The sequence below is a fragment of the Streptomyces lateritius genome (genome assembly GCF_014649715.1).
Classification (GTDB): domain Bacteria; phylum Actinomycetota; class Actinomycetes; order Streptomycetales; family Streptomycetaceae; genus Streptomyces; species Streptomyces lateritius.
In genome coordinates this window covers 1-22,469 of record NZ_BMTO01000023.1, presented here as the reverse complement: position 1 = coordinate 22,469, position 22,469 = coordinate 1, and the positions used below count along the sequence as shown (strand labels likewise).

The following is a 22,469-nucleotide window of genomic DNA, read 5'->3' as shown; positions in this document are numbered from 1 at the left end:
GGGCCTGTGGCACTGCTCCCCGCACCCGCGGGGATGGTCCCTTCCCTCCAGCCGTACTCAGGGTTCGAACCTGCTGCTCCCCGCACCCGCGGGGATGGTCCCTCGCCTTGCAGGGTGGCGAGGATCCGGTCGGGCTGCTCCCCGCACCCGCGGGGATGGTCCCGTGTTCGCCCGCCCGGCCTGCAGGCTCGGCTGCTGCTCCCCGCACCCGCGGGGATGGTCCCTGGGTCTACATGGGCGCGGCCCGCGCGCACTCCTGCTCCCCGCACTCGCGGGGATGGTCCCCTCGCGGCTGATCGGCTCCCCGTCCCGGGGCTCTGCTCCCCGCACCCGCGGGGATGGTCCCGTCGTGGGGCTGGATCCATAGGCGCTGGCCGGCTGCTCCCCGCACCCGCGGGGATGGTCCCCGGCCCGGAACGGGAGACGACATGACCAGCCACTGCTCCCCGCACCCGCGGGGATGGCCCCTCCTCCGGGGAGGCGTTCTTCAGGCGCTGCACCTGCTCCCCGCACCCGCGGGGATGGTCCCGGGGAGATCCAGAGCACCGCGCGCGACATCTTCTGCTCCCCGCACCCGCGGGGATGGGCCCCCACCCGCGTCATCACCGCGTGGTCGGCCAAGCTGCTCCCCGCACCCGCGGGGATGGTCCCGAGCGCCAGGCGCTGTACGGGGAGAAGTCCCTCTGCTCCCCGCACCCGCGGGAATGGTCCCGAGGAGGGCAAGCCCCTGGCCGGGTGCGAGGCCTGCTCCCCGCACCCGCGGGGATGGTCCCTCAGCACCCTCGCTGCGCATCAGCTCGATTGCCTGCTCCCCGCACCCGCGGGGATGGTCCCCCGCTGGACGTACGCGTGACGTGTCCCCGCGTCTGCTCCCCGCACCCGCGGGGATGGTCCCCCCGCACGGCGCGGTCCTCTCCGTTTCGAGGACTGCTCCCCGCACCCGCGGGGATGGTCCCGTGTACGACTTCACGAACCTGCGTCAGCACCTCTGCTACCCGTACCCGCGGGGATGGTCCTGGGAGGTCGACGTGGCGCGAGGGCGAGCACTCTGCTCCCACACGCGCGGGGGTGGTCCCGTGCTCTGGCCGTCCTCGACGGTCATCTTTGGCTGTTCCCCGCACCCGCGGGGAAGTTCCTCGAACAGGATCACCTTCTCTGCGGAGTGGGCGATCGTCGGGAGCAGCGGAGGGATCTGGGCGAGCGCGGCGGATATCAGCTACTCGTCCGGAACGGTCAGGAGGTGCCGCCACACCGCTACCGGCCCGTAACCGTTCTTGGAAAGTTCGGTCGCTTCGGTTCCTATGCGCGGAGCTTGGGGGCGGTGGTGGCCAATGGCTGACGATCGGCTGCCAGGCGGCGGTGTCGTAGAGGGCGGCGGCCTCGAGGTCCAGGTCGTCGGGTATGGCGGTGGTGGTCGGCATCGGTGGGAAGGCTCCATCAGTTCACGTTCCTCCCGGTGAGGAGGCTGGCGGCGCGGAGGGCTCGGCGGAGCGGGCTGTGGTCGTCGGGGAGGTCGGGGTCGAGGTGGGCGACGAGGACGATGGTTCCGTCGGAGAGCCGGACCGTGAGGGTCTCGGGGTCCGGCTCCGGCAGGGTGGTGCGCGGCATGGCGGCTGCTCTACTCGGTGGTGGTGTCGGGGGTGTCGGTCCAGAAGTAGACGGCGCGGCCGGGCTTGGTGATGTTCGGGTGGGCGGCGTACCAGTTCTGGATGGCGGTGTCGGAGGGGGGTGTCTCGCCGGGGTAGAGCTGGGTGAGGCGGTTGCGGACTTCGGCGACGCTGATGCCGTCTTCGCCGGCCTCTTGGACCCACTGGCAGGCTTCGTCGCGCCGGGGGTGGCGGCGGTCTTTCTTTGCGGGCTTGGACAGGCTGACGGCGGCTTGGCGGGTAAGGCCTTCGACCTGGTCGAGGAATTCGGCGATGGCAGCGGGCTCGACGTCGGGCTCGGCGGTCTGGTCGCGGCGGCCGGTGGCGTACTGCTGGCCGCGCTTGAGGTAGTGGTCGAGGGAGGGCAAGGTCATCGGCCCGGCCGGGGGCCGGGGTGCTGTGGGCGCGGCCGTGCTGCTGCCGGTGGAGGGGGTGGGGAGGCCGAGGGCGTCGAGGAGCCAGGTGATGCGGGTGGTGTCGGACCAGCGGTCGGCGTAGCCGAAGGGGGCGGCATCCTGCTGGGAGTCGGTGTCGAGGTCGGGGCGGAGGTCCCAGCGGTCGACGGCGAGGTCTTCGATGACGGCGGCGGGGGTGCCGTCGGGGTACTCGTCGTCGTCGTAGGCGAAGAAGCCCTTGGTCTTCTCGGGTCCGAGACCTGTCTTGGAACGTTCCTCGTCGAGGAAGAGGAAGGCGCCGTTGCCGGGGAGCTTGGACAGGTCGACGCGCTGGTAGTAGTCGGGGAAGACGAACTGGCCTTCCTGCTTCTTGGGGAAGCGGCCGCCGATGACGGTGTCGTACTGGGACATGACTTCGCCGCCGCCGGTGTTGGGGCCGGTGCCGCGCTGGGCGGCGTCGATGTAGTCGACGGCGGCCTTGCGGCCCTTCTTGATGCCGCGGGTCTTGGCGGTGATGGCGTCGGGGACGCGGGACATCAGCTCGGGGTTTTCGTCGGTGATGACGATGAGTGCCGGGGTCTGGGGGGTGGGGCGGATCTTGCCGCCCTTCATGCGGCGGGCGCGGCCGTCGGCGACGGCGATGGAGGCGTTGAGGAGGCGGACGGCTTCCTCGGCGGTGGTGGCGACCCAGTCGAGGATGGGGCGGTCGATGAGTCGGCCGTGGCGCTCTTGAGTTTTGGGGGTCGGTTCTTCGGGATTGCCGTTGGTGTTGCCGTTGCCCTTGCCGATCGGATCGTTACGGGCTGTTACGAGGATGTGGGGACCGGGATCGGGCGGTGCGGTGCGGTCGGCGGCCTCCCGGAGGCGGCGTCGGCGGCGTCGGCAGGGTCGGGGGGTTCGAGGGGCTGCCCGTCGGGCGCGTGGCGGCGGGGCAGGTCCTCGATGTAGGCGAGGCACTCGGCCAGTTCGCGGCAGACCTCGTCCATGTCCAGGACGGGAAGCGGGCGGCGAGCGGGGGTGGCTTCGACTTCGGAAGGGACTTCGGGTCGTACAGCGATCACGGCGTCCATTGGTGTCTCCTTCGGGTCAGGCGCTTCGGGTCTGGGACTTCGCGAAGAGGTCCTGGGCGGTGGAGAGGCGGTCGTAGGCGGTGGTCTGCTTCAGGTTGAAGTCGCGCATGACGTCCTCGAGGGAGACGGACTTCGGGTCGTTGGCTGCGACGAGGCGGGCGAGGACCGCTTCGACTTCGGCCTGTCGCTTCGACCTCTGGCCGCCGATCGGCAGGGGTGCCGCACCTGAACCTGAAGTGGAGGCCGAAGCGGTTTCGGATCCCGGACCCGAAGTGGAAGCCGAACCCGAAGTCACTGCGCTACGGGTGGCTGCTTCGGCGGCGATGCGCTGAGCCTTGCGCTGGGCCGCTTCCTCCCGGGCGCGACGGTCGGCTTCAGCCTGCGCCTGGGCCTCCAGCCTGCGCGCTTCGGCTTCGGCCCGGCGCCGCTCGGCCGCCTGCTGAACCCGCTTCAGTTCGGCTTCGGCTTCAGCCTGCTGCTGTTCACGGGCGATGGTGGCGAGCTTCGCTTCGGTTTCGGCTACGAGGATCCGGGCCGCTTCGGCTTCGGCTCGCTGCTTCGCTTCGACTTCGAGCCGGAGCGCTTCGGCTGCCGCTTCGCTTCGGGCTCGCGCTTCGGCTTCAGCCGCTTCGGCTTCGGCCACTTCGGCCCGGCGCTTCGCTTCGACTTCGGCCCTGCGGAGTTCGGCCTGGTGCTTCAGTTCGGCTTCGGCTTCGGCCTTCTCCTTCGCTTCGGCTGCACGCTTCGCTTCGGCTTCGGCCCTTCGCTGCGCCTCACGATGTGGGAGGTCGATGGCTTCCTCAACGCTCATGCCGTCGGCGACGAGGTCGAGGACGAGGAGCTGGTCGGCGGACGCCTTGCGGCGCCATCGGCGGCCGTACTGCTTGCGGAGCTGGGCGCGGTAGACCCGGGTCTCGCGTTCGAGGTCGATGACGGTCTCGTAGGAGCGGATGTTCCACAGCCGCATCCGACGCCAGATGACAAAGGTGCCGGCCGGGTCGAGGAACCAGCGGGACAGCGGCGGAGACTCGATGTGCTTGTCGGCGGTGATGTCGGCGATGCGGCCGACGGCGTGCCGGGCGGCTTCGACTGCGATGACGAACAGGACGGGGATGACGCCGTGCATCCCAGTGCTGAGCTTGTCGGGCCACGCGGCAGCGGCGTTGAAGGCGATGGTGGCGGCAGTGAGGCCCCAGGCGGTGTGCCGCAGGACGGGGTAGGGGATGCGGCGCCAGGTGAGGAGGAGGTCGAGGGCGAGGAACGCGATGATGCCGGCGTCGACGGCGATCGGGAACGCGTCGGAGAAGTCGCCGAAGCCCTTGGCGCGGGCCAGCTTGGTCACCGCGGTGTAGGAGCCGATGAAGCCGAGGGTGGCAATGACGAGTACGGCGAAGGCGACGACGCCGATGAGGGTCTTCTGGGTACGAGTGAGGACCTCGGGAGTGTGGCGGGCGGCCCCGGCGGTGGGCAGGGGCTGCCACTCCCCCAGGGTGGGGGGCTGGGGCGGCGGGGGGCCGGCCGGGGTCGGATTCATGAGGAGCGATGTCCTTCCGATTGGTCGGGGGCAGGTCGGCGCAGAGTCAGGCGGTCGGCTTGGGCATGGCGCGGCAGTTGCTGGCGTGCGCGTTGGCGTCCTCGCGTACATAGGTCGACGTGGTGCTGCTGAAGTCGTAGTCGCAGCCGAGGCAGCGCAGCGTGTACTTGGGACTCTCGGCTGGCTCGTAGACCTCGACGGCGGCGCCGCCGTGCGTGAGGAAGCGCATGAGGACCTTGGGGCTGTTGGTCGCCTCGTGAGCGGGGGCGGTGGGGACCAGGGGCATGTCGGGTTCCGGCGTGTCGGGTTCCTTGTTGCGTCGGGTGAAGAAGGTGAGCAGAGACATGGCGGTCCTTCCTGTGGTCACCGGTTGCGGGCATTCGCGTAGTCGTCGCGGGTGCAGCCGGCGGCTTCGGCGGTGTCGAGGGCGGCGGCGGCCGCGTTGGTGGCGTGCTGGGTTTCGGGGCTGGTGAGGCCGTGCTGGGCGACGGTGTTGACGAGGTTCTGGCCTGCGGCGACTGCGGCGGCTGCGGCGGTCTGCTTGCTGGACATGTGGGGCTCCTTGCGGGTCAGGCGGCGGCCGGCAGGGCAGGGGCCGGAGTGTTGGTGGGGTTGAGGAGCTGGGCGAGGCAGGTGTCGAGGTACTCGTCGATCTCGGGGCCGCACCAGCCGAGGATGTCGCCGTGCCTGTCGCGGAACTGGTCGAGGGTTGGGAGGGTCATCGGGTGCCTCCGTTGCCGGTGGTGAGGCCGGCAACCTTCTTCAGGTGGCTGTTCTGCTTCTCGATGGCCTGGGTGGTGTGGCGGACGGCGGGCGTCTTGTTGTAGGCGCTGTAGCCGTAGTCGCTGGTGTGGCCGACGATCCAGCCTGTGGGGTCCATGCCGGCCTGCTTGAGGGCGTCGTGGCGGGAGAGGTCGCTGTAGAGGTTCGCCTCGTGGGCGTTGGCGATACGCCGGCCGTATTCGTCCCACTGGACGGCTGCGGCGAGGGCATGGTCCTGGGCGGTGATGAGCTTGGAGATGGCCGCGTTCCAGGAGCTGTTCGGCGTGGTCTGCAGGTCGACGAACTGCTGTTCCATGTCTCGGATGGCGTCGGTGTAGACGGTCCAGGCGGCGGGCGCGCCGGTGGTGGCGGTCTTCAGGTCGTTCACGTACCGGACGTCCTTCCACAGGCTGGTGGCGTCCTCGTACTGCTCGCGGAGGAACTCGCGGGCGGCGGGGGTGAGGGACTCGTCGTGGTAGGAGTCGACCGGCTGGTGGGGGTGGGGCTCGCTTCCGGTGAACGGGGCGAAGGTGAAGACGACGTGGTTGTACTTGTTGCGGGTGGCGGTCTGAAAGTTGGGGTGGGCGTACTTCGCGGTCTGCTGGATGAGGGTCTCGATGCTGGCGAGCGTGATCACGGGGTGTTCCTCCGTCGCTGGTGGGTGACGCAGAGAGGGGTGGGGGTCCGGGCCCGTTGTCGGCTCCCAGACCGGACCCGCGGAGAGAGTGGTCAGCGGTGGGTGTAGGGCAGCGCGCGGCAGGTCTCGGCGTGCTGCTGCGCCCACTTCCGGGCAATGGCGATGACGGGCATGGCGGCGGGGGCGGTCTCGTCGGCGCCGTCGTGCAGCAGGAAGTCGCTGGTGGCGGGCACAGCGTGGTCGGGGTTGGCGAAGCCGTGGCTGGTGCACTGGACGAACGCGGTGAACCAGATGAGGTCGGAGAACACGAGGTGCAGGTGGACCTCGACGATCGCGCCGGCGACGGTCTGGAACCGGCCGACGGAGCGCTTGTCCGTGCGGTGGGCGTCGAAAGAGCCGTTGCTGAGGCGGCGGCGCTGGTCGCGGAGGCGTCGTTGAGACAATCACGGGATGATCAGCAATGAGATCCGGTTCGACTGCCAGCACCGTGGCGACGGCGGTCCGCTCGTGGTCGTCCCTCACATCGACGGGGCACCACTCACCGAGCTGATCGACGAGTTCGAAATCGCGGCTGGGATGCAGCCTGCAGGAGATGCCTACGGCGGTCTGATCCCGGAGTTTCTCCGGTTCGGCTCGATGCAGGACCACTTCCTCGGACTGTCCACTGACGCGATGGAGGCGAAGACACCCGTTCTCGGCTGTGAATGCGGCGAGTGGGGGTGCTGGCCGCTCATGGCCCGCATTACCGCGACCGCGGACCTCGTAAGCTGGGACGCCTTTGAGCAACCGCACCGCAAGACCCGCGACTACGCGGCATTCGGTCCGTTTCATTTCGACCGTCACCAATACGATGACGCCTTGCGGGCCCTGAGTGCGGTGATCGGCTCCGACGCCGACGGCACGCGCGCATGAGCACTGCCGTTAGCCCGTCTTGCTGCAGATGGAGTGAAGGGGCGGAGAACAGCGGCGCGGGGACTTTTCATCACCCGCCGGCGATGGGCAGGTTGTGCCACCAGTGACCGCATCCGCCGGAGCAGAAGCGTTCGCGACGCCGTTTGTCCGCGACCGCGAGTACCGCGACCAGCAGCCGGAACGCCTTGCGGCGCTCATCGACAGGGGTGAGGCCGGCAATTTTCCCCAGTTGCTGGTCGATCGGGCCGCAGGTGATCAGAACCGCAGGCGTGTGCGTCGGGCGCAGCCCGGCACGGCGGATGCTCTCAGGTCCGTCTTCGGTGACGGCGCGGGCCTGGACGCAGTGATGGCGCAGGAACAGGAGTATCTCGGTCTGCTCTTTCGGGCCGTGAGTGTCGAACCACTCGATGCCCTGTGACATTGGGCGCAGGCCTTGGGCGAGTTCGTTGAGGATGATGTCTCGCTCGGTCATGATCAGCTACCGGAATCCAGCGAGGCAAAGACCTCAGCGGTCTCGTCGACGAAAGCGCAAAGTTGCTGCACGGCCTGCTGGCAGTTTTGCGGGTCGAGGGCCGCCACGGCCCGGACTTCGAGCCATCGGTCCCAGGGGCCGCCCGGGGCGAGGAACCGTGTTGCGTACTCGGAGCCGAGCATCTCATCGAGGTACAGGAGCGTCCCAAGGACGACTGCCTGGTCGTAGTCGAGGTCGGGACGCGACAAGTAGTGATCGAGGTACGCACTGAGGAGTTCGGCATCAGCTGCAGTACCGAACTTCGCAAGGGCGACGCAGTATGCCGCGCCCGCGTACGGCCCCTCGCTGGCCAGTAGGAGCCGGCCTATGAACTCGCGGAACTCGGACCTGTGGGCCACAGCGACCATCCAGGCGGCAGTCTTGCGCTCGCGCCATCCACCCTCGAAGAGGAGGCCGAGCTCCGCCGGAGTGATTTCGTACGCAGCCTGAGCCACATCCCGTACAAACGCGGAGCGCTCGACCGGGCTCAACCGGAAAACGCTCCCGCCCAAGCGAAGGTATCGCCGATCAGGCGTGACGAACCGCCGAACCAGATCCTGCAACTCGGGATCACTCCTGATATCACGCATGGCCGCATCCTGGCCCGAGACGGTACGCATGTGCCACAGGTTTGCCGACTGTCCAACGGACCATGATTACTGGTTCAGAGAAGTGACCAGCCCGAAGCTGATGGCTCCGCTCCAGATGGGTCGACCGGGCATCAGTACCTCCAGGAGCCCTCCTGGGGTTCTGACCTCAGGCTATGCACACGGAGTATGTGATCGCATGCGTTCCGCGGCCGGTCGGCGGGCCCCGACCGCACCCGCACAGGGCAGGTCCCGCCGGGGCCGTTCGTCACTGGGAGCGCAGGACGGCAACGACCTTCCCCAGGATGGTCGCGTCGTCGCCGGGGATCGGGTCGTAGGCGGGATTGTGGGGCATCAGCCACGGCGGATGTGGTCGGTGATGGCGCGGATGAGGGCTGCGGCACCCGGGACGAGCGCGGTGGGGACCTGCCGAGTGCGGAGGCGTTGCTGCGGTTGGGAGACGCCGCGTCCGTCTACAGTGCATCTCGCGGCAGGGGCGGCGCCCCGCTACCTCCTGGGACCAGGCGGCGAACGGGGTGGACATCCCCGCCATGGGGAGGATGGGCGAGGCTCTGGCCAAGTCGATGCCGGGGCGACCAAAGGTGTCGGCCTCGGTCGCAAGAGGCCGGTCGACGACCGCGAAGCGACCGAAGAAGCCTGCTACCGGCAGCATCGAGCAAGCCGGGCACCTGCGGCGCGGCGGCCCTGAACAGCCGCAGTCCCGCAAGCCGCAGCAACGTTGACCCGTACGGTCCCGGCGCCCGGAACCCTCGGTCGGACCGCGTTCTTGAGTCGGTCGGTCTGACATAACCCGCGCGATCACTAACTGCACTCCTGAGAAGTGTGTTCCGTCAGGCGGCGGGACGGAGCACTCGCGCCGCCAGCAATGCCTCGACGAGAGCCGCCTTCTCCTCGTCGGTCAGCTCGCCGGGCAGTTCCCGAACATAGAACACTCCGGTCCGCGTGATGAACTCCAGTGCGGGGTGAGCGAGGTCGTTGACCGACAGGACGAGGTCGCCCGTGTCGTCACGCAGATCGCATTGGCCGTCGTGCCGGGAGATGGACACCTTCGTGGTCGCGTCGCGGAAGACCCGCCGGGATGCTGTGACGTTGCGTGTGTCGTACCAGACATCAGGCAGGGGCTCGCCGAACATGGCTTCGTAGCGCGCCATGAACTCGTCGAAGGTCATTTGTACGCAATGCCCAGTCGAGGGCCGTTGCGGTGCGTTGTTGGGGCTGTGTGGAACGTAGCGGCCGAAAAAGCGCTGGCAGAATTCCATGTACTCGGCGGTGTAGAGGATGAATTGGTGCCAAGCTTCGTCGACCCGTACCGAGTACATCTCGCAGATCACGTCGGGGTCCGACTGGGACAGGACGATGAATCGCTTCGCCTCGGTAAACAGCCGCTCGGCTTCGCTGACCGTCTGGACGATGTGGTCCTTCACGAGCTTCTCGATGACGTAGGGCGCCTCGAAGTCGACGGCATCCAGGGCTGGCCCGGTCGGCTCGGGTCGCTTGGTCGGTGTGGGGTCCAACGGTTGGTGCGGGGCCAGGTTCGTCATGGTTGTGTGTTCCTCGTAAACAGGCCGGACTCCTCGAGCGCCTCGGCGATCATCCGCCGTTCGTCCTTGTACAGATTTCCCGGCAACTGACGTAGGTCAAAGATCTCGGTCCGCGCGGCGAAGGCGAGCGCGTCGCGGGCCACCCTGCTCATGGCCAGCTCCTCCACCCAACCCTCGGGCGTCTCCACGCCCAACCGGACGAGGCCGCTTTCCTCGTCGTCCCGATAGCTCATCGCTAGATCCGGGTGGGTGCGGACGAGCATCCAAGAATGGTCGCCGCATCCTGCGACCGCGTCGCCGCCGCGAAGCCGCTCGATGAATCGCCGGGTCGCCGCAGTGCCGGCCCGATGGCAGCGGTTCAGCAGGATGCCGGCCTGGGGCGAGTCGACCGAGGCCAGCAACTGCGCCACCTGACGGACGACGATCTGTCGTTGCCGAGCAGCCAGCACCCCGTCGTAGGGATGGCCACGATCGGCCAGCACCCGGGCCACGAACTCGTCGAGGATGGGCAGCGACCGTTCTTCATCGACCAGCCGTTCCCCGTCCCGAGGGCTGATGACGTGGAACGACAGCGACCACCGGTCTGTGCTGTTGCTGGGTTTGTGGATGCACGGCTCGTAGATGAAGCCGGCGCGTCCCGCCGGCGCTTCGAACCGGTTCTTCGGGACCAGCGTCTGACTACGGTAGGACTTCTCACGGTCGTAGGTCAGCACCTCAAGTTCGTTGCGGCACACGGCAGTGATGGTCCACGCGGTGTGCTCGTGCGGGCCAGGCTCACTGCCGGGTCGCCAGTAGCCGAAGGCGAACCGGATGCCGAGATCGGGCATGGTGAAGAACGGGGTTAGCCCTCGCCGGGGCACTCCGCTCTCGACCAGGTCCAGTTCATGGACCATACAGTCAACGAGGAACTCGTCGTCGCCCACGGCGGCCGAGACGGCCGTCCGCGTCGCGGCCACGTCATGCCGCTCCGGGTGCTCCCGCGCCTGCGCCGCGGGGAAGGACCGAGCCTCGAGGAACCCGCACAGGTCGTCGAGCTTCACCGAGGGCCGCCGCTCTCACATGCAGCCACGCGACTGGCACACGCGGCAAGTCGAGTGGCAGGGCGGGTCTACGAAGCAGAGCGAGCGGCAATCGGCGGCCATCGTGCTGTCGCGGGCCATGATGCGCAACCGACCATGGCGCGACTCGACGAGCTGGGGCTGGGTGACGAGCGGCGCTCCCGCTCCCGCCGACGATTCCTTACGCCCGCCCGGGCCGCCAAACATATGACGCACCAACCGGGCAGGGTATGGACAGTCCGCGTGCGCTTGAAGATCACCGCACGGCGCATGTACGACGCGATCGCCCGGTGATCGACCGGATCGAGAAGGGCAAACCGCCCACCGAGATCCCCCGGGCCGTCGTCGACGCCGCCGCCGGCCTGGACGATCCCCCGGGCCTCGCCCACGGCCGGGAGCACGCCGGGAAGCTGAGCCGCCGGGAGAACGGCCGACCCCGGACACGACGAACGCGCCTCCTCCGCCATTTGGCGAAGGAGGCATGATTTACCTAAGGGGCAGTTGGGATGTGTTGACCGGTGACAGCATCGATCGTGACATCATTCTTGCCGCTACCGACGAGCCATACCGGCCGCCAGCGGCCGCCAATCTGCTGTGCAAGAAGCAGGGTCGATTCAGATTTGAGACCGGTGGCCTCCTCCGAAAGCTTCCTAGCATCCGCTTCGTCGACTCTGACCGGAGGCAGCACCGGATCCGCCGTGTTCTTGGCCACGAAACCGATAATTCGCCCCGTAGTAGTGATGGTGATGTCCAGGCGCATCGGCATCATCACGCCGCCGACGTAGCGGCGGTACGCCACAACGTACGCCAGCGTTTCGCCATCGCCGATCGGGCGGACCCTCTGCTGGCTGCCTGAGATCCTCTTGAGGAACCACTCGCGGGCGAAGGTATCAGCAGCTGCCGCAACTTGGGCCTTGTTGAGATCACCCTCATCTCCCAGCGTGTTCGAGGACCACGCATGCTCTAGCTCTTTCTGGGGCCACCAGCCTGTGATGCTGCCCCGGTTCGTCTCCGCAGTGATCTTCAGGCGCTTTCCGTGGCTTTGTGCGGCGATCTGTTGCATCTGCGTGCCGTCGCCAAAGACCGCGTTAGCCGCCTCAGTGATCCACTCATCGGCTTCTGCGGACGATTCAGCCAGGGCGCGCGTCCGGTCGTCTTTCGCAACAACGTCCACTGGCTCAACACGGGACTGAAAGATGCCAGCAATGATGGCGCCCCCCATCAGGGCAACCGTCGCCCCTCGAAACAAGTCCCGCCCGGGTCGCAGGATAGGTCGCTGCCGCCACCGCAGATAGAGGCTCCCCATCACCGCCCCGGCGGCGGCCCCCGCCATATTGGCAGCCAGGTCTGTCACGCTGCAGGAACGTCCAAGATGTGCTGCTGCGGACTGGACAAGCTCCACGGCGCCGGACAGAAAGACGAAAGCCGCTGCGACTGTAAAGGGCTGCCTAAACACCAGGACAGCCAGAGCCGAACCAGGCAAAAAGAGGGCAATGTTGAGTAGCGAGCTAGCTGAGGTAAGCAGATGAAGGGGCGTCCCGATGTCGCATTGCCCAGGCGACAGACCGGCATTGCCTGGCATAAGTGTCACTGCAACAATGCCAGCCAGGTAAATGGCTAGAGAGGCCCTCACGGCTACAGGTTTTTCCCGGATCTTTGCGGTGAGAATTGTTGGCCCGGCAAAAAGAACAGAAATAATCAAGAATGCAATAATGAGGCCAGGGAGAGCCGAGACGGACGCTTCAATCACAAGGAGACCTTCACAGGGTGGGGACCGGGGCGTCACTGCGGGCACGCCCCGGACCCCAGCGGGACTGAACTAGCAGACGTTGAGGTTGGGTGTGTAGTAGTTGCCGGTGCTGGCCTTCATGTAGCCCGCGATCGTACAGTCGGCCGTGTCGGACTTCCTCAGGCCGCCCCAGCTCTTCGAGAGCGTCTGCCCGGCAGAGATGGACTTCAGCGAGTCCGTGTACAGCGCATTTCCGGTGGTCATCGCAAGCTGAACCGTAACCGTGCTGCCGCCCGTCTTCTTGTAAGTCGTGGCGGAGTAGTACAGGCCGCAGTTGCCGCTCACCGTGCAGCCGTCGTCCGCGCTGATGGTCAGCACGCCATTGGACAGCTGGGTACTCTTCGACGCGGCTAAGGCGGTCGTACTGCCGAGCGCAAGCATTCCCGTAGCTGCGGCGACGGCCAGAGACTTCTTCAGCATTATGGATTCCCCTCCGTTTCGACTGCAATCCACCATTTGGCGGGCGGTCTACAGCACGGCGAACGCTACATGCAGGCGTATCGGGAAATCGAGTTGATTGATCAACATTGGCTGACGTTGCCTTACTCAGATCCCCATTTTGTCTGTATTGTCAACAGTTCGGTGGCTGAAATTTCGCAGTCTAACGAAGGAGATCAAGCCGACGTGACGAAAAGCGCTCCCTCTGCCAAAAGGCAGAGGGATCGGCGGGGTTTCGCACCATCTACGTGCCCAGGAGTGCTGCGAGCACCCCCCACCGGCGCCGAGCGCAGCCGCGATACCGGATGCCGTCCACAGCGGCCTGATCCGGGTCATCGAGGAGCTCGTCGGGGGTTCGCTTGCCGCAGGCAGCGATCTAGCCAGTGAGCTGGCTCGAAGAACTTCTGGACAGCGCGGAGTCCATCCGGATGTACGACGAGATCTCCGGTGTCGTGGCCGGGCATCTTCAAGCGCAGCGGCGAGGTAGCGGCAGGTGGCGCCCGATGCCTGGCGGCATCCAGTCGCCGGGTCTCGGTCGGCCTTCTGACGGTTCGTCCGCGCGGTCACCGCGACGAGGCTGGTGGCCGCGTCCTGGTCGTTGGCGTACGCCTCACGTCGCTTCGCATCCCAGGCGGAGGCGCCAACTGGCAGGAAGCGTCATTCGAGATGAACGGTATTCCCCGAGCGTCGACGCCCACTGCTGCGGCTCCCGTACCTGTCGTGGGACGGGCGTCGTGGTTGGTTCTGCCGGAGGTGTCAGTGCTGTCCGGCATAGTGCCGGGAATGATCAACGACTTGGAGAACATCGACTGGGCGTCCATGGGGCACGCCTACGGACCTGCCAGTGATGTTCCGCGATGGCTGCGCGACATGGCCTCGCCTGACGCCGAGGTCCGGAAGCAGGCGTTCAGCAGCTTCTGCAGCGCAGCCCACCACCAGGGGGACGTGTATCCATGCACGGTGGCCAGTCTGCCGTTCCTGTTCGCCATGGCTGACGCCCCCTCCACGCCTGATCGGGCGTCGGTGGTCGCACTGATCGTGAACATCGGCCGTGAAGCCGTCGATCGGGACGAACCCCGCAGCGTCTGGATTGGCCCCGATGGTGAGGAGTCCACTGCCTACCAGGACGCCGCAGCGCTGATGCGCGGGCGCGGCGAGGCTTTCATCGGCTATGCACGTGATGCCGACGCGCAGGTGCGTGGAGCCGCCATCGCCGGCTTGGGACTGTTCCTGGATGACCCCGAGCGGGCGGTAGGGGCCCTTCGGGAGCGGCTCGCCGCCGAGGACGGCATCACGGAGCGGCTGCTGGTGGTCCGGACGATGGGCGACCTGGCGCTTCGGCTCCCGGCGGCACGGGTCCCGGCGTGGGAGTGGTTCGACATCCTCGCCGACGGGGTGGCGGTGGATGCCGATGTCCGTCTTGCGGCGCTCGTCCAGCGGGCCCGCTGCGTTTCCGAGTCCATCGACGACACTACTGTGCCCACCGCGATCGGACTCCTTCGCCGGATCACGCCGATACCCCGGCCCCAGGAGAGCGAGACAGAGGACGAGAGCCGGGGCCCGTCGGAACCGTGCACGTGTCCTGTCGAGGCCGACTCCGACCCTGGTGTTCCTGGGCACGTCGCCGCCGCCTTCGCCGACCTCGAACGCCGCGGCCGCGCCCACACACCGACGACGTCTCTGCTGGTGACCTTCCACGAGGTGCTCGACTCGCGTGTCGAGGACCGGACCGCCCTGCTCCGCGAGCAGCTGCGCAGCCCGGATGCGGCTACCCGGTACGACGCGATCGACATGGCACGCGGTCTGATCACTTCCTGGCGGGGAGATCACACTCACCTGGTGCGGCTCCTGGCCCAGTGTCTGCTGCCGCGCGACTCCTACACGTCGGCGGCAGCGGCCGAGGCCCTCGGGTCCCTGGGCCAGCTGGCCGAGCCGGCCCGGGAAACCCTCGCCGCCTACGTCACCACCCACCGCACCACACACAGGCCCGATGCGTGGGCGAGCCCGCACCCCGAGCTGCGCCGCGCCCATCAGCAGGCCGTTCTGGCGCTGGCCCAGCTCGGAGACGAGCGGGCCTTGCCTGGGCTGCTGACCGCGCTTGACACCGGTGATGATGCCTGGCGCGCCGTGAATGCGGCAGGACATCTGCCCCAAGCCGCCGCTGAACTCACGCCCCGACTCGTTCGTCTCCTTGCCGATGTCGACCACTCACGGGAGTGGCCCGATGTCAGCTCCCCGGCTCTCGCCTCCGCCCTCGCCAAGCTGGGGGATCCGGCGGCCGTACCTGCCCTCACCGACGCCGTCCAGGCCGCCGTCCGGCACATGCAGTGGCGCACCGCGGAGCCAGTCCTGAAGGCTCTCGCCTCGTTCGGTACCCGCGCCGCCTCCGCCCTGGACACCGTCCGGCCCCTTACTGAGGCGGACAACGTGGCGGTCCGTACGGCCGCGGCAGCCGCCGTCTGGGAAATCGAGCGCTGCCCCGAAGATGTCGTGCCGCTGCTGGAACACCTCCTTGACCACCAGCGGAACTTCGACGCCATCGGCCTCGCTGGCCGGATCGGACCTCCCGCCACTCCCGTCCTGCCGCGCCTGCGACAAATACTGAACGAGCAGACAGCGATGAACGCACGGAACGAGCAACAGGATGCGGCCGTACTGAACGTGGGGAACGCGTGGACTCTCGTCCACACCGCATCAGCACTGTGGGACATAGCCGGAGACAGCGAGGCCGACACCGTTGTGTCGGCCCTGCTGAACGCCTGGAAGGACAACGACTCCACCGCGCGCGATGTCCTCGCCTGCCTGAACCGCATGGGCCAGGCCGCACGTCCTGCCCTGCCCCGGATCCAGACGGCGCTCGCACAGCCCCACCGCGGCAACGACCGTTGGAGTGACGCAGTCGCTTCCGACCTGGAGATCGAGCGCATCTGCCGTTCCCTCGTGGCGCACCTGCGAGATCTCCCGGAACCTGCGCCGGACGGACGCCGCGGCGTCCAAGCGCGGAACGTCAGTGAAATGGCTAGCGAGCTGCTCTAATCCGTGGGCTCCTTGCGATGCCAGCGCTTCCAGGCTCGTGCGGTTGCCCAGACGATCGCGGCCACGATGACACCGGCGATGACGTTTTCGAGGGTTGGCGGCGACACCCAGCCGTCGGTGGGGTGAAGCCGGTCGGCGGGAGGTCGGGGCGGTTGGTGACCATCAACGTGGCGGTGCTGCTCGTAGTCGCCGTCATCTGGCGGCTTCGGCGGCGTACGGAGGCCCGCAGCCGCTTCGACGAGAAACTGACCGTCGTCATCGTCCTGGCACTGGGAGTCCTGCTCGCCCTCACCCCGGCCGGCCAGGAGATCTTGAACATCCTGGGGCAGCTCGCGAGCGGCGTCACCCAGGCCAGCCGATGAGCCCCCGCACACGCACGGGGCAGGCGGCGTCCGTCGGCACACACTGCGGATCACGGGCCCGGGGAGCGGGGGAGTGATGGCGGCACGTCGACGGCGCCGACGCTTGAAGAAGCAGACCCGCAAGAAACTGCAGGGCTGGGGTGCGGTGGCGGCGGCTGCCGCAGTGGTGTGGGGCGCCCGGAACTGGTCGACGGTGTGGCCCGTCCTGGTGGCCGTACTCGCCGTGGCCGTGCTGGGCGGGGCCGGCTGGGCGCTGCTGCGGGCACACTGTCTGGCGGTCGGCCAGGACCGCGCGTGGCGGGCACAGGAAAAGGTCCGAGCGCTTGATGACGCTCTTTGAAATCGGCCACCCCCTGCTCAGGGGTGACCCCACACCTGCTCGCAATTTCCCAGTCTGGAGTGAGATGACCTCCGTGGGGCAGGGGGCCGGGTTTGTTCCTCGGGCGATGATCAGGGCTGGTTCGCGATCCGCCGGCCGAGCTGTTCGAGGAACTCCTGCAAGCTGGACGCGGCGACCTCGAAGTCGTCAAACCAGGAGGCGGTGGTGGACTTCCAGACTTGTCCGCTGTCTCCGATCGCGAACAGATGGCCCCCGCCGTCGCTGGCGAAGACCAGTGCGATTGATTCGCCGTCGATCGGAGCGGGGCCGTACTCGCGGAGGTGTTCCGCCACCGCTGCTGGTGAGTGGATGAAGTACCCGTTGTCGACGTCGGACAGGGAAGCCTCGCTGATCACCCAGTAGAGCGTGGTCAGGTCGGATGGGATCGGTGTCAGGTCCACGAGTGCGTCCGTCGCCTGGTGGCTGTCGTCGGTTGCGAGCGTCACGGCGTTGTGACCGGGCGGGAAGCCGTGCGTCGGGAGGAAGGACTGCATCAGCTTCGTCAGCGCCGCGTCGGCCTGTTCCCGCCAGGACCGGACCCACTCCGCGTCAAGCCGTTCACCAGGCACGTTTCCCCCCTCGCATACGAATGGGACCCGTCGGCGCGAGCCCGGAAGAACATATCGGAGGGCTCAGCATGGAGTTCGATGGGAACCGCGCTCTTCCGATCCGCGGCTCCTGGGTCGGCCAAACCTGCTCAGGCGATCTCCCCACTCATCGTGTGATCTTGCCCGGCGTGTCGAACTGGGATCGGTGTGTCGTGGAGAGCCTGCGTGCGCAAGTTCGGCCTGGTCGGGGGCCTGGATGCTCACGCGGGAGGAAGACGTGGATGCTCATGCACTGCGTCGTCAGGGTTGGACGATCTCGGCGATCGCACGTCATCTGGGACGTGACCGCAAGACGATCCGTGCCTATCTGAACGGCGACCAGGTCCCTGGCCAACGACGGCAGAGCCCGGACGCCTTCGTGCCCTTCCTGCAGTACTGCCGGCAGCGGCTCGCCGATGACCCGCACTTGTGGGCCTCGACCCTGTTCGACGAGGTCAGGGGCTTGGGCTATGAAGGCGGCTACTCGACCTTCACCCGTGCGCTTCGCCGCTACCAGGTCCGCCCGCACTGCGAACCATGTCACGCCGCGACGGGCCGGAACGTCGCGGTGATCGCGCACCCGCCGGGCGAGGAGATCCAGTTCGACTGGCTGGAGCTTCCGGACGCGCCCGAGTTGTGGGGAGTGGGCGAGCACGCTCACCTGCTGGTCGGGGCACTCGCGCATTCGGGCCGGTGGCGGGCGGTGCTGGCGGAGTCCGAGGACCTCCCGCATCTGGTCCAGGCCCTCGACCAGGTGGTCCGCAAGCTGGGCGGGACCGCGAGGCGGTGGCGCTTCGACCGGATGGCCACGGTCTGTTACCCCTCCAGCGGGCAGGTCACCGCATCGTTCGCTGCTGTCGCGAAGTACTACGGCGTCGGAGTCGACATCTGCCCGCCTCGTCGCGGCAACCGCAAGGGCGTCGTCGAGAAGGCCAACCACTCGGCAGCCCAACGCTGGTGGCGCACGGTTCCCGACGCGCTGACCGTCGTCCAAGCCCAGTCCGGCATCGACAAGCTCGCCGTCCGCATGGATGAACGCCGCCGGTCGGTGGACGGGATCAAGGTCACCGTCGGTGAACTCGCTGCCGCTGAAATGCTGCTCGACGTCCCGGTCCGGCCGTTCCCGGCCGAGCTGGAGGTCGAGCGGACCGTGAGCCCGCAGTGCCTCGTTTCCTTCGACGGGAATCTGTATTCCGTCCCGCCGGGACTCGCCGGCGCCCAGGTCAGGGTCCTGGCGCGGGGGTCCATACGGGTCAGGTGCCGGGCGACGATGTCCTTGACGCGGGTGAACATCATCCGGTCGTCGGGCTCGTCCATGGCCTGGGCGATCGACTGTTCGATGATGTTCACCACGAGCCCTCTCTGCGGGTGAGTTCAGCGGCCACGATGGCTTCCAGTCCTTGAGAGGCAGAAGTGTCTCCTGCTTTTCCGAGAGCACGATCAGCCACAGGCGAGCGGCGACCGACCGGGCGAGTTCGGGGTCCAGAAGTTTCCTGGCCTCATCGAGGTCATCGGTCCCGAACACTCGGCTGCGATGCTGCAGGACGGCTGCCTCCACCTGGTCGGCGGAGCTGAGCGTCGACCAGGAGTTCGCCCGGAACGGTGACCAGGTGATCCACATGAAGTGATCGCTCAGGTGATGTTGGATCTGGGCGGCGACATAGCACTTGGCGAGGAACTCATCGAAGTGTGTCCCCTGGCCGCCCGGCTGCGAGTAGTTCTTGACCTCTGCGCAGAACATGTCGCTCTGATACGGCTCGCCGCGCATCGTTCCCCCCAGGTCGAAGGAGAACGTCCGCCCGCCATACGGCCACGGGATCGTCAGCCGGCGGCCACAGGACGGCGAGTCCGTGTTCGCGTACGCCCCGGAGATGCGCATCGTGCCCTCGAACCACTGCTTGCTCTGCGGGCACCCGAGAAGCCCTTCAGCTGGGCATCTTCACCAACCACCACGGACGTAGCTTAGTGCGATCAAGTGATCACGGATAGCGCGAACAGGCCAATCTTCAGACCGGCCTACCAAGCCACTGAAGCCCATAAGAAGTGCAGCCTCGCCGGGAAAGGATGTGCATGAAGGCACCCTCAGACCCGCACAGAAGTGGTCGGCATCAACTTCTCCGCGCACCCAGCCCACCGCCCCCTTGTACGGCCAACCGAGCCAACGCCGCAGGCGGCAAGATCACTTTCGGTTTGAATCAAGTAACGCCCTGTCAGTGGGGCGTTCTACATTGGTTGGTCGCGTGGGAGAGCGCGTTGTCGATCGGGGAGGGGTGTCGGTTTTGCCGTTCATCAAGGGGTATCTCAGGCGGGACGGGACGTCGGTGCGGTCACATTGGCGGGCGCCGGTGGGGACGAGTAAGCAGACAGCGCTGGCCATCGGGATCGTGGCGGCCGTGTTCGTGTTCGGGGGCTCGTCGGGAACTTCTGCCGGCGGTGAAGCGGGAACGGAGCGGTTACCCGCGCCACGGCCAACCTCGGGGGTGGCCTATCCGATCAAGTTCCCCGGCTGGGACAGGCCGGCGCCTTCTCCGGCACCGACGGTCTCCTATCCGATCCGGTGGCCCGGGTGGGACAAGCCCGCTCCCCGTCCCCAGCCAACGGTCTCCTACCCGATCAAGTGGGAGCGCGACGGGAGCGGAAGGTGAGTCGGCGTCGGCCCGCGCGGCGCCGTTCGGTCCGGCGGCGCTCACGCAAGACGTCCGGCGGCGACCAGTTGGTCCTGATGATCGGTGGGCTGGTTCTGGCGTGGATGCTGGTCATGGGTGTGGTGCGTTTCGTGGCCGCTCACCCGTGGATTCCGGTCGTCCTGGTGCCGCTGGTGGGCGGGGCCGTGGTGGCCTGGATGGTTCAGCGACGGCGTGCGGCGCGATGGGAGCAGGTGAGGTCTCAGGGGCTGCGTTATGCGCTGGCGCAGCTGGACACTTTGCATCACCGGCAGTTCGAGCACGCGGTACGGGACCTGATGCGGCGTGATGGGTGCGCGGATGCCGTGCAGGTTGGCGGTGCCGGGGACAACGGCGCTGACGTGAAAGCGACCGACCCGTATGGGCGGCGTTGGGTGATTCAGTGCAAGCACCGTAAGGCCGGCCTGGCCGGCTCCGCGGTGGGTACGCCGGATCTGCAGGTGCTCAACGGCACCGGCCGGCCGGTACACAAGGGCGACGTCGTCGTCCTCGTCACCAACGGCAGATTCTCCAAACCGGCAGTCGAGTTCGCCCGCTCCCAGCGCCTGCATCTGGTCGACCGCACCGTCCTCGCCCAATGGGCCAGCGGCTCCACACCCCTGTGGGAACTCCTGCAGGCCATCCCTGCCCCCCGCCGGCCCGGCCCCTTGTCCTGACGGCGAGCTCCACCCGCCCCACAACTCCCGGTGCTCCTGTCCGGGGCACGATGCGGCCCCTTGACCAGCAGGTGGTCAAGGGGCCGCAACCGTGCGAGGCAGGGCGGTCAAGGGGGTGCCCGCCTTCGATCCAAACGGGCGGACGGCTGACGCGCGGGGCTGTTATACGGGGTGCTGTCACGCCGGGGCCGGAGGTGGGGTTCTGGGCTATCGGTGCGGGTCAACCCACGCGGCAGGTAGGACGCGTGACAGACGGCGCGACAGGATCGGCAGATCATCGCAGGGCCACGACCAGGGCGATGGTGGCGACCAGGACGGCGGCCCAGGTGCCGCAGGCGCCCAGCGGCTTGGCCAGCCGCGGGTGGCGGTCGATCAGGTAGCCGATAAAGCCGAGGAACAGGACGCTGGTGAGGACTAGGAGCAAGACGACGAGCAGGGCAAGCGTGGACACGATCGGTTCTCCTTCAGTCAGGGGCGCTCCGGGTGAGCGCGGGGGCCACAGTCCGGCCCGGCGGGCAGCGGATCCAGTTCTCGCGAAAATCCGCTCGGCGCTTCTACAGGCAAGGGAGCGGTGGGGATTCGCGGACGCTTGACGGACGCCGTGAGCACGGGCTGCCGGGCCGATGAGAGCACCTTGCGACGCGGCACCCCTAGCCCCGCAAGCCCGGATCACGATGGACACGGCGAAGGCCGCATTCAATGCCTGACCTGGGGTTTTCCCGGGCGGTCGGAGTATTGAATGCGGCCTGAGGCACTGCTACGAGCAAGACCACACGGTCTTGTCTCTCAGTTATGGGGCGGCGAGCGCCCGTTGTGACGCGACGTGACGCACGGCACCCGCCGTGGCGCCGACGGACCTGCCCTACAAGTTGCCTCACACTTGCCCTGCAACTTGCCTCCACGGTCTCGATCCGGGAGGCGGCGCAGCACTGTGACCTGTGGGTCAAGGGGTCCGGACGGAGGCGCGGCGGCGCCGACTACTTCCGTACTGGACCCCTCCAGGGCCTACAGAAGTCGATCTCAGGATCCATCGACCTGTGCGGAAGAGGAACGGAGCCGACCTGAGGGAACCGTCGGCCTTGCCCGGGGGCGCCGCCGGTTCACGCATCCGCGGCGGTGATGGCTTGGTGCTCGCGCACGGCGATGAAGATCGTTCTCGCCCAATTGGGCGAGCACCCGCTCGGCCTGGTGCCGACGCACGGCGAGAAGAGGGGGGCGGCCCCCGGCGGTACTGCTCCCGGAGCGCCTCTGGGCGCCGGGCCTGGCCCGCGCACGCCATATCGGCGCGGGCTGGAGCCGACCCTAGATGAGTGAGTCCGATTTTTGTGCTGGCCGCGACCATGGCGAAGGGCGCCCGTTGGCTCGTGTGTGAAGACAAACCTGGACGCCCTTCTGGCGGCACTGTACGTGTTCATCGACGACCATGTGGCCCCGCGTCGCCGGATCGGGCGACCTCCGAGACTGACGGACGCCGAATTGCTGTGCCTCGCGGTCGCCCAAGTGCTGCTCGGGTTCCCCTCGGCCCGGCACTGGATCCGCTTCGCGCATGCCCGGCTGGGGCATCTGCTCCGCTACCTGCCCCAGCAGTCCGCCTACAACAAGCGTCTGAACGCCGCCGGGCCGCTGATCTCCCACGTGATCGAGGCCCTGGCCCGGCAGGTGCCGACCTGGGACGACGACCTGCGGCTGATCGACTCCACCCCGCTGCCCTGCGCGGCATCGAGGGAGACCGTCAAACGATCCGACCTGGCGGGGCACTGCGGCTACGGCTTCTGCCGCTCCCACTCCCGGTTCTTCTGGGGATTCCGCCTCTACCTGGTCACCACAGCGGAGGGCATGCCGGTCACCTGGTGCCTGGCCAACC

25 protein-coding genes, 2 pseudogenes and 1 CRISPR repeat array (1 of these 28 running past the window's edge) are annotated in these 22,469 nt (G+C 67.6%); of the genes and pseudogenes, 8 read left to right on the top strand and 19 right to left on the bottom strand.

Annotated features, from left to right (window positions below; translation table 11 throughout):
• Positions 1-1,017: a CRISPR direct-repeat array (repeat unit 29 nt; unit sequence CTGCTCCCCGCACCCGCGGGGATGGTCCC) (it extends 1,094 nt beyond the left edge of the window).
• Between the two features lie 420 nt (positions 1,018-1,437).
• The 9 genes from IE136_RS32990 to IE136_RS32950 all read right to left on the bottom strand — a co-directional run bounded on the left by IE136_RS32990 (position 1,438) and on the right by IE136_RS32950 (position 6,487).
• Positions 1,438-1,608, bottom strand: coding sequence for a hypothetical protein (locus IE136_RS32990; RefSeq protein WP_189602298.1), 171 nt, complete (start codon positions 1,606-1,608; stop codon positions 1,438-1,440).
• Between the two features lie 10 nt (positions 1,609-1,618).
• Positions 1,619-2,653 carry a hypothetical protein gene (locus tag IE136_RS32985; RefSeq protein ID WP_189602297.1) on the bottom strand — a complete coding sequence of 345 codons (1,035 nt, stop codon included), beginning with the start codon at positions 2,651-2,653 and terminating at the stop codon, positions 1,619-1,621.
• 194 nt (positions 2,654-2,847) lie between these two features.
• Positions 2,848-3,111, bottom strand: a complete 264-nt coding sequence (locus tag IE136_RS32980; protein WP_189602296.1) for a hypothetical protein — start codon at positions 3,109-3,111, stop codon at positions 2,848-2,850.
• 16 nt (positions 3,112-3,127) lie between these two features.
• On the bottom strand, positions 3,128-4,453 hold the full coding sequence (locus IE136_RS32975) for a DUF2637 domain-containing protein (RefSeq protein WP_373309197.1): 1,326 nt from the start codon (positions 4,451-4,453) through the stop codon (positions 3,128-3,130).
• 238 nt (positions 4,454-4,691) lie between these two features.
• The gene (locus IE136_RS32970) at positions 4,692-4,991 is read right to left on the bottom strand and encodes a hypothetical protein (protein WP_189602295.1); all 300 of its coding nucleotides are present in this window, start codon (positions 4,989-4,991) and stop codon (positions 4,692-4,694) included.
• Between the two features lie 17 nt (positions 4,992-5,008).
• Positions 5,009-5,197, bottom strand: coding sequence for a hypothetical protein (locus IE136_RS32965; RefSeq protein ID WP_189602294.1), 189 nt, complete (start codon positions 5,195-5,197; stop codon positions 5,009-5,011).
• Between the two features lie 17 nt (positions 5,198-5,214).
• Positions 5,215-5,367 carry a hypothetical protein gene (locus tag IE136_RS32960; protein WP_189602293.1) on the bottom strand — a complete coding sequence of 51 codons (153 nt, stop codon included), beginning with the start codon at positions 5,365-5,367 and terminating at the stop codon, positions 5,215-5,217.
• Positions 5,364-6,044 carry a hypothetical protein gene (locus IE136_RS32955; RefSeq protein ID WP_189602292.1) on the bottom strand — a complete coding sequence of 227 codons (681 nt, stop codon included), beginning with the start codon at positions 6,042-6,044 and terminating at the stop codon, positions 5,364-5,366. Before IE136_RS32955 ends, IE136_RS32960 begins: the two co-directional genes overlap by 4 nt.
• Before the next feature lie 92 nt (positions 6,045-6,136).
• Positions 6,137-6,487, bottom strand: a complete 351-nt coding sequence (locus IE136_RS32950; RefSeq protein WP_189602291.1) for a hypothetical protein — start codon at positions 6,485-6,487, stop codon at positions 6,137-6,139.
• 7 nt (positions 6,488-6,494) lie between these two features.
• Here IE136_RS32950 and IE136_RS32945 point away from each other — a divergent pair, with 7 nt between their 5' ends.
• Positions 6,495-6,956: a hypothetical protein gene (locus tag IE136_RS32945; protein ID WP_189602290.1), complete on the top strand. Its 462-nt coding sequence runs from the start codon at positions 6,495-6,497 to the stop codon at positions 6,954-6,956.
• 70 nt (positions 6,957-7,026) lie between these two features.
• Here IE136_RS32945 and IE136_RS32940 read toward each other — a convergent pair whose 3' ends face one another.
• The 5 genes and pseudogenes from IE136_RS32940 to IE136_RS32925 form a co-directional block, all read right to left on the bottom strand.
• The gene (locus tag IE136_RS32940; RefSeq protein WP_189602289.1) at positions 7,027-7,428 is read right to left on the bottom strand and encodes a DUF5958 family protein; all 402 of its coding nucleotides are present in this window, start codon (positions 7,426-7,428) and stop codon (positions 7,027-7,029) included.
• A 2-nt stretch (positions 7,429-7,430) separates the two neighbouring features.
• Positions 7,431-8,057, bottom strand: a complete 627-nt coding sequence (locus IE136_RS32935) for a DUF6000 family protein (protein WP_189602288.1) — start codon at positions 8,055-8,057, stop codon at positions 7,431-7,433.
• Positions 8,058-8,322: 265 nt separating this feature from the next.
• Positions 8,323-8,415, bottom strand: a pseudogene (locus IE136_RS36915) (LexA family protein); the annotation flags it as partial.
• Positions 8,416-8,905: 490 nt separating this feature from the next.
• The gene (locus IE136_RS32930; protein ID WP_189602287.1) at positions 8,906-9,616 is read right to left on the bottom strand and encodes a glycine-rich domain-containing protein; all 711 of its coding nucleotides are present in this window, start codon (positions 9,614-9,616) and stop codon (positions 8,906-8,908) included.
• Complete coding sequence (locus tag IE136_RS32925) at positions 9,613-10,656, bottom strand: cupin domain-containing protein (RefSeq protein ID WP_189602286.1); 1,044 nt, start codon at positions 10,654-10,656, stop codon at positions 9,613-9,615. The genes IE136_RS32930 and IE136_RS32925 overlap by 4 nt, the downstream gene beginning before the upstream one ends.
• Positions 10,657-10,964: 308 nt before the next feature.
• Here IE136_RS32925 and IE136_RS32920 point away from each other — a divergent pair, with 308 nt between their 5' ends.
• Positions 10,965-11,159: a hypothetical protein gene (locus IE136_RS32920; protein ID WP_189602285.1), complete on the top strand. Its 195-nt coding sequence runs from the start codon at positions 10,965-10,967 to the stop codon at positions 11,157-11,159.
• Positions 11,160-11,164: 5 nt separating this feature from the next.
• Here the strand turns inward: IE136_RS32920 and IE136_RS32915 are convergent, their stop codons facing one another.
• The 3 genes and pseudogenes from IE136_RS32915 to IE136_RS36205 form a co-directional block, all read right to left on the bottom strand.
• Positions 11,165-12,424 carry a VanZ family protein gene (locus tag IE136_RS32915; RefSeq protein ID WP_189602284.1) on the bottom strand — a complete coding sequence of 420 codons (1,260 nt, stop codon included), beginning with the start codon at positions 12,422-12,424 and terminating at the stop codon, positions 11,165-11,167.
• Positions 12,425-12,493: 69 nt separating this feature from the next.
• A complete protein-coding gene (locus IE136_RS32910; protein WP_189602283.1) occupies positions 12,494-12,883 on the bottom strand; it encodes a hypothetical protein in 390 nt (129 codons plus the stop codon).
• A gap of 495 nt (positions 12,884-13,378) precedes the next feature.
• Positions 13,379-13,543: pseudogene (locus tag IE136_RS36205) on the bottom strand (HNH endonuclease); the annotation flags it as partial.
• A gap of 24 nt (positions 13,544-13,567) precedes the next feature.
• On the opposite strand from IE136_RS36205, the gene IE136_RS32905 reads away from it, so the two are divergent.
• The 3 genes from IE136_RS32905 (at position 13,568) to IE136_RS32895 (ending at position 16,639) form a co-directional block, all read left to right on the top strand.
• Entirely contained in the window at positions 13,568-15,937 is a 2,370-nt protein-coding gene (locus IE136_RS32905) for a HEAT repeat domain-containing protein (protein ID WP_229819424.1), read from the top strand.
• A 152-nt stretch (positions 15,938-16,089) separates the two neighbouring features.
• A complete protein-coding gene (locus IE136_RS32900; RefSeq protein ID WP_189602282.1) occupies positions 16,090-16,299 on the top strand; it encodes a hypothetical protein in 210 nt (69 codons plus the stop codon).
• 103 nt (positions 16,300-16,402) lie between these two features.
• Positions 16,403-16,639 carry a hypothetical protein gene (locus IE136_RS32895; RefSeq protein WP_189602281.1) on the top strand — a complete coding sequence of 79 codons (237 nt, stop codon included), beginning with the start codon at positions 16,403-16,405 and terminating at the stop codon, positions 16,637-16,639.
• Between the two features lie 110 nt (positions 16,640-16,749).
• Here the strand turns inward: IE136_RS32895 and IE136_RS32890 are convergent, their stop codons facing one another.
• Positions 16,750-17,247, bottom strand: a complete 498-nt coding sequence (locus IE136_RS32890; RefSeq protein ID WP_189602280.1) for an SMI1/KNR4 family protein — start codon at positions 17,245-17,247, stop codon at positions 16,750-16,752.
• A 256-nt stretch (positions 17,248-17,503) separates the two neighbouring features.
• On the opposite strand from IE136_RS32890, the gene IE136_RS32885 reads away from it, so the two are divergent.
• Together IE136_RS32885 and IE136_RS32880 are read left to right on the top strand one after the other, a co-directional pair.
• The gene (locus IE136_RS32885; RefSeq protein ID WP_229819409.1) at positions 17,504-18,637 is read left to right on the top strand and encodes a Mu transposase domain-containing protein; all 1,134 of its coding nucleotides are present in this window, start codon (positions 17,504-17,506) and stop codon (positions 18,635-18,637) included.
• A gap of 1,350 nt (positions 18,638-19,987) precedes the next feature.
• Positions 19,988-20,605, top strand: a complete 618-nt coding sequence (locus IE136_RS32880) for a restriction endonuclease (protein ID WP_229819422.1) — start codon at positions 19,988-19,990, stop codon at positions 20,603-20,605.
• Positions 20,606-20,879: 274 nt separating this feature from the next.
• On the opposite strand, the gene IE136_RS32875 is transcribed toward IE136_RS32880, so the two are convergent.
• On the bottom strand, positions 20,880-21,056 hold the full coding sequence (locus IE136_RS32875; RefSeq protein ID WP_189602278.1) for a hypothetical protein: 177 nt from the start codon (positions 21,054-21,056) through the stop codon (positions 20,880-20,882).
• Between the two features lie 917 nt (positions 21,057-21,973).
• Here IE136_RS32875 and IE136_RS32870 point away from each other — a divergent pair.
• Positions 21,974-22,469: transposase family protein (locus IE136_RS32870; protein ID WP_506417213.1), on the top strand; the 496-nt coding region annotated here is incomplete at its 3' end.

What these genes read in the sequence shown, in the direction of transcription:
- IE136_RS32960 (WP_189602293.1), bottom strand. Translation starts at nt 5,367, where the DNA reads ATGACCCTCCCAACCCTCGACCAGTTCCGCGACAGGCACGGCGACATC.
- IE136_RS32985 (WP_189602297.1), bottom strand. Translation starts at nt 2,653, where the DNA reads ATGAAGGGCGGCAAGATCCGCCCCACCCCCCAGACCCCGGCACTCATC.
- IE136_RS32945 (WP_189602290.1), top strand. Translation starts at nt 6,495, where the DNA reads ATGATCAGCAATGAGATCCGGTTCGACTGCCAGCACCGTGGCGACGGC.
- IE136_RS32940 (WP_189602289.1), bottom strand. Translation starts at nt 7,428, where the DNA reads ATGACCGAGCGAGACATCATCCTCAACGAACTCGCCCAAGGCCTGCGC.
- IE136_RS32910 (WP_189602283.1), bottom strand. Translation starts at nt 12,883, where the DNA reads ATGCTGAAGAAGTCTCTGGCCGTCGCCGCAGCTACGGGAATGCTTGCG.
- IE136_RS32980 (WP_189602296.1), bottom strand. Translation starts at nt 3,111, where the DNA reads ATGGACGCCGTGATCGCTGTACGACCCGAAGTCCCTTCCGAAGTCGAA.
- IE136_RS32880 (WP_229819422.1), top strand. Translation starts at nt 19,988, where the DNA reads ATGATCGGTGGGCTGGTTCTGGCGTGGATGCTGGTCATGGGTGTGGTG.
- IE136_RS32990 (WP_189602298.1), bottom strand. Translation starts at nt 1,608, where the DNA reads ATGCCGCGCACCACCCTGCCGGAGCCGGACCCCGAGACCCTCACGGTC.
- IE136_RS32965 (WP_189602294.1), bottom strand. Translation starts at nt 5,197, where the DNA reads ATGTCCAGCAAGCAGACCGCCGCAGCCGCCGCAGTCGCCGCAGGCCAG.
- IE136_RS32935 (WP_189602288.1), bottom strand. Translation starts at nt 8,057, where the DNA reads ATGCGTGATATCAGGAGTGATCCCGAGTTGCAGGATCTGGTTCGGCGG.
- IE136_RS32970 (WP_189602295.1), bottom strand. Translation starts at nt 4,991, where the DNA reads ATGTCTCTGCTCACCTTCTTCACCCGACGCAACAAGGAACCCGACACG.
- IE136_RS32930 (WP_189602287.1), bottom strand. Translation starts at nt 9,616, where the DNA reads ATGACGAACCTGGCCCCGCACCAACCGTTGGACCCCACACCGACCAAG.
- IE136_RS32905 (WP_229819424.1), top strand. Translation starts at nt 13,568, where the DNA reads ATGAACGGTATTCCCCGAGCGTCGACGCCCACTGCTGCGGCTCCCGTA.